Origin of the sequence: Microbacterium sp. B24, from assembly GCF_000333415.1 — a bacterium.
GTDB lineage: Bacteria > Actinomycetota > Actinomycetes > Actinomycetales > Microbacteriaceae > Microbacterium.
Genome location: NZ_BADB01000185.1, coordinates 1 through 9250, shown reverse-complemented (window position 1 = coordinate 9250; position 9250 = coordinate 1). Strand labels below are relative to the sequence as shown.

The following is a 9250-nucleotide window of genomic DNA, read 5'->3' as shown; positions in this document are numbered from 1 at the left end:
CGGGCGCCTGTTTTGATGGCGGCGCTCGTGACGGCGTGGGGTGCGCGGCTGACCTTCAACTTCGCGCGGAAGGGCGGCTACTCCGGGGTGGAGGATTACCGGTGGGCGATCCTGCGCGGCAGGATGTCGCCCGCACGGTTCCAGGTCTTCAACCTGGTGTTCATCGTGCTGTACCAGATGACGCTGCTCGTCCTGATCACGCTCCCCGCGGAGTGGGCGAGGACTCATCCGGCTCCGCTCACGGCGGCCGATGCGCTCATCGCCGCGCTCTTCGTCGGATTCCTCATCGGTGAGACGGTCGCCGATCAGCAGCAGTGGGACTTCCATCAGGCAAAAGCGCGCGGAAGCGCCGACGGCTTCCTCGCGACGGGGCTCTTCGCCTACAGCCGGCATCCGAACTTCTTCTTCGAGCAGGCCCAGTGGTGGGCGTTCTACGCGTTCGGCGCGACGGCCGCGGTCGCCTCCGGAGCCGGCGTGTGGGGCGGCGTGCTCAACCCGACGATCGTCGGGGCCATCCTGCTGACGCTCCTGTTCGTCGGGTCGACCGTGTTCACCGAGTCGATCTCCGCTGCGAAGTACCCCGCATACGCCCAGTACCGGAGGACGACCTCGATGCTGGTCCCGCTGCCGCGCCGCCGCGACGGGGCGCGCGTCAGCTGAGCCGGCCGCCCGACTCGCGCAGGTAGCACTCCGCGCACATCGACTCGTAGGTGACCTTCTCGTGCGACAGCTCGTCGATGGCGACCTGGTCGCCGTCGAAGACGAACCGACCACCGACCAGTCGCGCGTTGAACAGCGCCTTGCGCCCACAGCGACAGATGGTCTTCAGCTCTTCGAGGCTGTGGGCGAGCTCCAGAAGCCGGGCCGAGCCGGGGAAGGCGCGCGTCTGGAAGTCGGTACGGATGCCGTAGGCAAGGGCGGGGATGCCGTCGTCGACGACGATCCGTAACAGGTCGTCGACCTGGGCCGGGGTGAGGAACTGCGCCTCGTCGATGAGAAGACACGCCACCCGTCCGTCGTAGCGGGCGGCGTGCTGGGCGACGAGGGCGCGCAGATCGGCATCCGCAGCGATGAGGAAGTCGACCTGACGCTCCACGCCGAGTCGGCTGGAGATCTGATCGGCACCCTTCGTGTCGATCTCGGGCTTGGCCAGCAGCACGTGCTGTCCGCGTTCCTCGTAGTTGAATGCCGCCTGCAGCAGGGCCGTCGACTTGCCGGAGTTCATCGCCCCGTAGCGGAAGTACAGCTTCGCCATGCCCGTGCCGCCCCGACCCCGGATCAGCGGTTGATGCCGAGCACGCCGGCGGTAGCGTCGAGCGACGCCTCCGCGGCGGCCGGGTCGCCGTTGAGAGTCGATCCGTAGCTCGGGATCAGCGCCTTCAGTTCCGGCTCCCACGCGGAGATGTGGTCGGGGAAGCATGTCTTCAGCAGGCCGAGCATGATGGATGCCGCGGTCGACGCTCCCGGAGAGGCTCCCAGCAGACCGGCGATCGACCCGTCGGCCGAGGTGACGACCTCGGTGCCGAACTGCAGCACGCCGCCCTTCTGCGGATCCTTCTTCATGACCTGGGCGCGCTGGCCGGCCTGCAGCAGCTCCCAGTCCTCGGCCTTCGCGGTCGGCATGAACTCGCGGAGCGCATCGACCTTGCGCTTGTGGCTCTTGAGCAGCTCGCTGACCAGGTACTTGATCAGGCCCGGATTGTCGATGGCGACCTTCAACATCGGACCGATGTTGCCGGGACGCACCTGCGCGACGATGTCGGTGATGCGGCCGTTCTTCAGGAACTTCGGGCTGAAGGTCGCGAACGGCCCGAACAACAGCGAGGTCTCACCGTCGACGACGCGGGTGTCCAGATGCGGCACCGACATGGGGGGCGCCCCCACGGAGGCCTGCGAGTAGACCTTGGCTTTGTGCTGCGCGACGAGCGAGGGGTTGGACGTCTTGAGCCACTGCCCCCCGATGGGGAAGACGCCGTAGCCGGAGATCTCCGGAATGCGCGAGGACTGCAGCAGCTTGATCGCCCAGCCACCCGCGCCCACGAACACGAACCGCGCCGACAAGCTCCCCGGCGTACGCCCGAGCGTGTGACGGTACGACACGTTCCACGTGCCGTCCGCGTTCTTGCGGAGCTTTCGCACCTCGCGATTGGTGACGACATCGACGCCCTGGTCGGCGAGATGGGAGAAGAGCTGACGGGTCAGTGAACCGAAGTCGACGTCGGTGCCGGCCGGAACGCGCGTGGCCGCGAAAGGCTCGTCGGCCTTCTTGCGCTTGTGCATGAGCAGCGGTGCCCACTGATTGATGACGCGGGAGTCCTCGGAGTATTCGATGCCCTCGAACAGCGGCTGCGTGCGCAGCGCCTCGTAACGCTTCTTGAGGTACGCGACATCCTTCTCGCCGCGCACGAAGGTCATGTGGGGGGTCGCGTTGATGAAGGTGGACGGCGCATCGAGGATGCCGCGCTCCACCAGGCTCGCCCACAGCTGCCGACTCTGCTGGAACTGCTCGTTGATCGAGATCGCCTTGGCAGGGTCGACCGATCCGTCCTTGGCCTCGGGCATGTAGTTGAGCTCGCAGAGCGCCGCGTGTCCCGTGCCGGCATTGTTCCAGGCGTTGGAGGACTCCTCGGCGACGTCGCTGAGGCGCTCGAGCACCACGATCTTCCAGTCCGGCTGCAGCTGCTTCAGGAGGGTTCCGAGGGTGGCACTCATGATGCCACCGCCGATCAGGACGACGTCGACGGGTTCACTCACAATGATCCAGTCTAGGCGCCGTTTTCCACGGCCTCCGCGAGGCGCGGCATCCACCGCCGTCAACTCTTGCGGTTCTTTCGCACCGCTCAATTCCGCGAGAAACGAGTTCCGCACCGAGACACGCGCCGTCCGGCGGTGTTTCGGTGCGCGGACCGTGTCTCGCAGTCAGGCGGTCTCGCGGTGAGCGGTGCTCGGACCGCCGTCAGGCGGCGGCGGTCAGTCGCGTGGCGACGATCTCGGCGATCTGCACGGCGTTGAGCGCGGCGCCCTTGCGGAGGTTGTCGTTGCTGATGAAGAGCACCAGCCCCTTGCCCTCGGGCGCGGACTGGTCGGCACGGATGCGGCCGACGTAGCTGGGGTCGTTGCCGGCGGCCTGCAGCGGGGTGGGCACCTCTTCGAGAACGACACCGGGAGCGGATGCCAGGATCTCGCGCGCCCGCTCGGGCGTGATGTCGTCGCGGAACTCGGCGTGGATCGACAGCGAATGCCCGGTGAAGACCGGCACGCGCACGCACGTGCCGGCGACGCGAAGGTCGGGAAGCTCGAGGATCTTTCGGCTCTCGTTGCGGAGCTTCTTCTCTTCGTCGGTCTCGTTGTCGCCGTCGTCGACGAGGTTGCCGGCGAAGGGGATCACATCGAACGCGATGGGCGCGACGTACTTCTCCGGCTGCGGGAAGTCGAGTGCGCTGCCGTCGTGCACGAGATCGAGCGTGTGCCCCTGGGCAAGAACGCCCTCGACCTGACCGAGCAGCTCCTGCGCGCCGGCGAGGCCCGAGCCCGACACGGCCTGGTAGGTGCTGACGACCAGTCGCTCCAGCCCGGCCGCGGCGTCGAGCGGCTTCAACACCGGCATGGCCGCCATCGTCGTGCAGTTCGGATTGGCGATGATGCCCTTCGGCGGGTTCACCGTCGCGTGGGGATTGACCTCGCTGACGACGAGCGGCACCTCGGGGTCCATGCGCCAGGCGCTCGAGTTGTCGATGACGACTGCGCCGGCCTCGGCGAAACGCGGGGCGTGCGCACGCGAGCCGGTCGCACCGGCGCTGAACAGCGCGATGTCGATGCCGGTGGGATCGGCGGTGGCGACGTCCTCGATGATGATGGTCTCGCCGCCGAACTCGACAGCCGTGCCGGCCGAGCGCGCCGTGGCGAACAGGCGGAGCTCACGGATCGGGAAGGCCCGTTCGGCGAGAATCTCGCGCATGACCGTGCCGACCTGTCCGGTGGCGCCGACGACGGCGACAGAGAGTCCTGAGTCAGAGATGCGGGTCATGAGGGATCCTTGCAGCGATGCCGTGAACGGAGAGAACGTGCCCGAACGGGCGGATGCCGCGATTCTACCGGCCGCGCCGCATGGGCCGACGCCGCATGACGGCGGCATCCGGTCGCGCAGGCGCGCATTCCTGCCACTGTGCGCATGTCCGGTGGTCAGCGCCCGTCGAACGTCTCGTCGAGCGCGGCGGCGATGTCGGCCAACAGATCCGCGGTGTCTTCCAGGCCCACCGACAGTCGCAGGTGACCCCAGCGGCGGAATTCCTCGGGGTACGCGGCGACGCGCCCACCCCCGGTGCCCGTGTGAACGATCAGTGAGTCGTCGTGGCCGAGCGAGAACCCCGACGTGATCAGCCGCAGCCGCGACACGAACCGGTTCTGCGTATCGGGATCGCCGTCGACGGCGAAGGCCATCATGCCGCCGAACCCAGCCGTGAACTGCCGCGTCGCGAGCGCGTGGTCCGGATGAGTGCGAAGGCCCGGGTACCGGATGAAGGCGACCCGCGGGTCATCCTCCAAGAAGGCAGCGATCGCGGCCGCGGATGCCGTGTGCTGGCGCATCCGCAACGGAAGCGTGACCGAGCCGCGCTGGATCTGCCACGCATTGAAGGGCGAGATGACACCGCCGACATCGACCATGGCGTCGGCCTTGATCGGCTCGATCAGCTCGCGGCGGCCGATGACGGCCCCGCCCATCGCATCGCCGTGACCGTTGATGTACTTCGTGAGGGAGTGGACCACGAGGTCGGCGCCATCGTGCAGCGGGCGATACAGCGGCGGGGGCGTGAACGTCGAGTCGACCATGAGCAGGGCATCGCTCGCGTGCGCGATCTCGGCGAGCGCGGCCACGTCGGCGACCTTCGTGGTGGGGTTCGCGATGGTCTCGATGCACACCAGCCGGGTCTGCGGCCGCATCGCGGCGCGGACGGCGTCGAGGTCGCTGATGTCGACGAACGTCGCTTCGATGCCGTAGCGCCCCGGCAGCAGTTCGGTCCAGAGCCGCCACGTCGCCTCATACGTCTCGTCACTGACGACGACGTGATCGCCGACGCGCACGTGAGTGAAGAAGACGGCATGCAGGGCGGCGACGCCGGAGGCGAGAGCCACGGCATCCTCCCCGCCCTCGAGCGCCGCGAGCTTGTCCTGCAACGCCTGCTGATTGACGCCGGTGTTGCGCGTGTAGAGCCCGGGCGCGGTCGCCGACCAGCTGATCTCGCTGGGGTCCTCCGGAAGGGCATATGAGTTCGCCATCACGAGCGGAGTGCGCAGGGCGCGCGTCGAATCCACATGGATGCCGCCGTGGACGGCGAGGCTGAGATCGGACAGGCTCTCGCCGCGTCGACGGTCGGGGCGTGCACTCATGAGGTCCTCCTGAAAGCGGATCGGCGTCTGTCACGTCCCGCGGCGCGATCCCGCTTCCGCAGTACGCACCTCCACGCTAGTGTGCCTTATTAACATTCACAATTGCTTTTAATGCACGGAGTCAGCATGATCAGCGGCACCCTCGACGACATCGACCGCGAGATCCTCGCGGCTCTCACGGCCGACGCGCGCGTGCCCCTCGTCGCCATCGCAGCGCGCGTGCACCTTTCGCGCAACGCCGTCAAGCAGCGCATGGAACGCATGGAGCGCGACGGCGTGATCGCCGGGTACACGGTCGTGCCGGGAGCGGCGGCGGCGCGAGGAGTGACGGCGATCGTCATGGTGTACCGCTCCGACCGCATGCGCGATGACCGCGTCATCGCGACCCTGCGCGGCATCCCCGAAGTGGTCCGCTGCGATGTACTGTCGGGCGAGTACGACCTGTTCGTCACACTCCACGCCGCCACGATGGATCGCATCGGGCAGATCTGGGAACAGGTCGCCGCGATTCCGGGCGTAGCCAACACCGTCACTGCCGTCTCCCTCACGCGCGCGATCGACCGCAGCTGAACCGGCTGCGCGTCACCGCGCCGCCGCCAGAAGCTGCGCGACCTCGTCCCGATCGATGCCCGCGTGCGCAACCACGGCGTCGACCAGCGACTCCCCCGTCGCCAGGCACTGGTGCGCGGCCCGGGCGGCCGCCTCGTACCCGATGGCCGGAACGAGCGCCGTCACGGCCCCGACGGCGACGCTGATATTGCGTTCGAGCGTCTCCTCCCGCGCGCGGATACCGTCGACGCAACGCTCCCGCAGCATCCGCACACCGTTCGTCAGCCACTCGATCGCCTGCAGCAGACTGTGCGCGATCACCGGCTCGAACGCATTGAGCTGCAGCTGCCCGGACTCGGCGGCGATGCCGATCGTGACGTCGGCACCCATGACCGCGAACGCGACCTGGTTCATCGCCTCCGGGATGACGGGGTTGACCTTTCCTGGCATGATCGAGGACCCGGCCTGCTGCGCGGGCAAGCGGATCTCACCCAGCCCCGTCTGCGGTCCGCTGGAAAGCAGTCGCAGGTCGCTGCTGATCTTCGACAGCTTGACCGCGATCCGCCGCAACAGACTCGAGGTCTGCAGGAAGGCGCTGGTATCCCAGCTCGCTTCGAACAGATGCGCCGCGGGGGTGACGGGCAGATCGGATGCCGCCGCGAGCGCGGCGACGATGTCGCCCCGGTACGCCGCGTCAGCGGTGACCCCGGTGCCGATCGCGGTACCGCCGAGGGAACACTCCAACAGGAGCGGCACCGTCTCCTCGAGACGGCGCAGATCCTCTGAGATCGCCGCCGCGAACGCGGTGAACTCGTCGCCGAGCGACATCGGCACGGCGTCCTGCAACTGGGTGCGCCCGATCTTGCGGATTCCGGCGAACGCGTCGCCGCGGTCCTCGAACGATGCCGCGAGCGCCGTCAGCTCGGGGGCGAGTCGCCGCAGGGCGCGGACGGTCGCGAGCCGGATCGCGGTCGGATACACGTCATTGGTCGACTGACTGCGGTTGACGTGGTCGATGGGATGGACGACGTCGTAGCGGCCGCGCGCGATTCCGAGTGCTTCGAGCGCTGCGTTGGCGATGACCTCGTTCGCGTTCATGTTGGAGCTCGTGCCGGCGCCGCCCTGAATCACGTCGACGACGAAGTGGTCGTGCAGCTCACCCGCGATGATGCGTCGACACGCGGCGACGATCGCCCTGCCGATGAGCGGGTCGATGAGTCCGTGGGCGGCGTTGACCGTCGCGGCAGCGAGCTTGACCTCGGCGAGCGCAGCGACCAGAGCGGGATGCCGGGAGATCGGCGTCCCGCTGATCTCGAAGTTCCGACGCGCACGTGCCGTGTGGATACCCCAGTACGCGTCAGCGGGGACCTCCCACTGACCGAGCGCGTCGCGCTCCACCCGCACGGCGTTCATGCGTTGATGCAGATGACTTTGGGCTGCGTCATCTCCTCGTAGGCGAACCGGACGCCCTCACGGCCCATGCTGCCGTACTTGGCTCCGCCGAAGGGCATGCTGTCGACACGGTAGTCGGAGGAGTCGTTGATCATGACCCCGCCGGCCTCGAGCCGATCGGCGACACGCAGGGCGCGCGCGATGTCGGACGTGAACGCGGCGGCATGGAGCGCATACTCCGGCTCTTCTGCGAGCGCGATCGCTTCGTCTTCCGTGTCGAAGGCAACCAGCGTCACGACGGGGGCGAACGCCTCGTCGGCCCAGAGTTCGCACGAAGTGGGGACGTTCTCGACGACGGTCGGAGTGTAGACCGATCCGGTGCGACGATGGCCGACGAGCACGCGTGCCCCCGCGGCGACGGCGTCGGCCACGAGTCGCTCGGCCCGCCGCGCGGCATCCTCCGTGATCATCGGGCCGACATCGGTGGCCTCGTCCGTCGGATCTCCGGCACGAAGAGCTGCGGTGCGAGCGACGACGCGTTCGCGGAAGGCGTCGTACACCGATCGCTGGACGAGCAGACGCTGCGCACCCACGCAGTTCTGTCCCGCTGCCCAGAACGCGCCCGAGACGCACGCCTCTGCGGCGGCGTCGAGGTCGGCGTCGGCGAACACGAGCACGGGCGCGTTCCCGCCCAGTTCCATCGCGAGCTTCTTCAGTCCCGCGTGTCGCGCGATCGCTTCACCCGTCGCGAAGCCGCCCGTGAAGGAGACCATGCGCACCTCGCGGGCGGCGACGAGCGCCTGCGCGAGATGCCGGTCACCGTGCACGACGGTGACGATCTCGTCGGGAAGTCCGGCCTCGATCAGCAGGTCGACCAGGAACCGCGCCGTCAGCGGCGTGAACTGAGAGGGCTTGAGGATCACGCCATTGCCGCCGGCGATGGCGGGGCCCAGCTTGTGCGCGACGAGGTTCAACGCGTCGTTGTACGGGGTGATCGCCACAATGATGCCGAGCGGTTCGCGCGTGAACCAGCCGCGCCGGCTCTCCGAGCCCTCGAAGGCGTCGAAGGCGATCACCTCGCCGGGGTGCGAGCGCGCGGCATCCGCCGAGAGCGAGAGCGTCATCGTGGCCCGCCGCACCTCCTTGCGCGCTTGGCGGATGGTCTTGCCCGCCTCGGCGACGATGAGCGCAGCGGCCTCGTCCGCCCGCTCCCGAAGGAGCGCCGCGGCGCGCTCGAGGACCTCGTGCCGTGCGAAGCGGGAGAGATCGCGGGAGATCGCCGCGCCCGTGCGCGCACGATCGAGGACGCCGTCGATCTCGTCCGGTCCGCTCTGTACGACGGTGCCGATGATCACGCCGTCGAAGGGCGACGTCACGATCAGGTCGTTCTCGATCACCGGCGCGCTCACGACCCCACCTCGATCGGGGCGTGCTGCGCGGCGTCGATCGCGATGATGTCCGACAGCAGTGCGTAGGCCGTCTCGACGCGCCCAGCGCCGGGTCCGGACACCGTGACGGTGCCGAGCAGGTCGGTGTCGAATGAGACGGCGTTGGTGGCCCCGGACACGCCGGCGAGGGGGTGGGTGGCGGCCAGCGCCACGGGGCGAACGCTCGCGACGACCGCTCCCGTCTCATCACGGCGCGCCGAGCCGATGAGCTTCCACCGCGCACCCTCGGCAGCGGCGCGTGCGATGTCTTCGGGTGTCACGCCGACGATGCCCTCGCATGTGACATCGGCGGGCGTGATGTCGGCGCCGAGGACCTCGTTCGCCAGGATCACGACCTTCAGCTGCACGTCCGAGCCGCCGATGTCGGCAGTCGGGTCTGCTTCGGCGTAACCGAGCTGCTGCGCCTCGGCGACGGCGGCGTCGAGGGACAGACCGCTCTCCATCCGGCCGAGAACGTAGTGCTCGTGCCGTGA

General features: G+C 68.5%; 8 protein-coding genes and 1 pseudogene. 2 read left to right on the top strand and 7 right to left on the bottom strand.

The features are described 5' to 3' along the window. Positions 1-660: DUF1295 domain-containing protein (locus tag I5I_RS04755; RefSeq protein WP_036317072.1), on the top strand; the 660-nt coding region annotated here is incomplete at its 5' end. Here I5I_RS04755 and I5I_RS04750 read toward each other — a convergent pair. The 4 genes from I5I_RS04750 to I5I_RS04735 all read right to left on the bottom strand — a co-directional run bounded on the left by I5I_RS04750 (position 653) and on the right by I5I_RS04735 (position 5388). Then, positions 653-1255 (bottom strand): thymidine kinase, encoded by a 603-nt coding sequence (locus I5I_RS04750; RefSeq protein WP_036317070.1) that lies wholly within the window; start codon positions 1253-1255, stop codon positions 653-655. The two genes, I5I_RS04755 and I5I_RS04750, sit on opposite strands and share 8 nt — an antisense overlap. 23 nt (positions 1256-1278) lie before the next feature. Next, positions 1279-2754: a malate:quinone oxidoreductase gene (locus tag I5I_RS04745; protein WP_036317068.1), complete on the bottom strand. Its 1476-nt coding sequence runs from the start codon at positions 2752-2754 to the stop codon at positions 1279-1281. Positions 2755-2956: 202 nt separating this feature from the next. Continuing rightward, a complete protein-coding gene (locus I5I_RS04740; RefSeq protein ID WP_036317066.1) occupies positions 2957-4027 on the bottom strand; it encodes an aspartate-semialdehyde dehydrogenase in 1071 nt (356 codons plus the stop codon). Positions 4028-4182: 155 nt separating this feature from the next. After that, a complete protein-coding gene (locus I5I_RS04735) occupies positions 4183-5388 on the bottom strand; it encodes a trans-sulfuration enzyme family protein (protein ID WP_036317064.1) in 1206 nt (401 codons plus the stop codon). Positions 5389-5514: 126 nt separating this feature from the next. Here I5I_RS04735 and I5I_RS04730 point away from each other — a divergent pair, with 126 nt between their 5' ends. Next, complete coding sequence (locus I5I_RS04730; protein WP_036317062.1) at positions 5515-5958, top strand: Lrp/AsnC family transcriptional regulator; 444 nt, start codon at positions 5515-5517, stop codon at positions 5956-5958. A 12-nt stretch (positions 5959-5970) separates the two neighbouring features. Here I5I_RS04730 and I5I_RS04725 read toward each other — a convergent pair whose 3' ends face one another. The 3 genes and pseudogenes from I5I_RS04725 to I5I_RS04715 all read right to left on the bottom strand — a co-directional run. Next, the gene (locus tag I5I_RS04725; RefSeq protein ID WP_036317061.1) at positions 5971-7350 is read right to left on the bottom strand and encodes an aspartate ammonia-lyase; all 1380 of its coding nucleotides are present in this window, start codon (positions 7348-7350) and stop codon (positions 5971-5973) included. Continuing rightward, the gene (locus I5I_RS04720; RefSeq protein WP_036317060.1) at positions 7347-8738 is read right to left on the bottom strand and encodes an aldehyde dehydrogenase family protein; all 1392 of its coding nucleotides are present in this window, start codon (positions 8736-8738) and stop codon (positions 7347-7349) included. The genes I5I_RS04725 and I5I_RS04720 overlap by 4 nt, the downstream gene beginning before the upstream one ends. After that, a pseudogene (locus I5I_RS04715) lies at positions 8735-9250 on the bottom strand (homoserine dehydrogenase); the annotation flags it as partial. The gene I5I_RS04720 and the pseudogene I5I_RS04715, both read right to left, overlap by 4 nt.

Coding starts and splice junctions, on each gene's coding strand:
- I5I_RS04750 (WP_036317070.1), bottom strand. CDS start 1,255: ATGGCGAAGCTGTACTTCCGCTACGGGGCGATGAACTCCGGCAAGTCG.
- I5I_RS04740 (WP_036317066.1), bottom strand. CDS start 4,027: ATGACCCGCATCTCTGACTCAGGACTCTCTGTCGCCGTCGTCGGCGCC.
- I5I_RS04735 (WP_036317064.1), bottom strand. CDS start 5,388: ATGAGTGCACGCCCCGACCGTCGACGCGGCGAGAGCCTGTCCGATCTC.
- I5I_RS04730 (WP_036317062.1), top strand. CDS start 5,515: ATGATCAGCGGCACCCTCGACGACATCGACCGCGAGATCCTCGCGGCT.
- I5I_RS04725 (WP_036317061.1), bottom strand. CDS start 7,350: ATGAACGCCGTGCGGGTGGAGCGCGACGCGCTCGGTCAGTGGGAGGTC.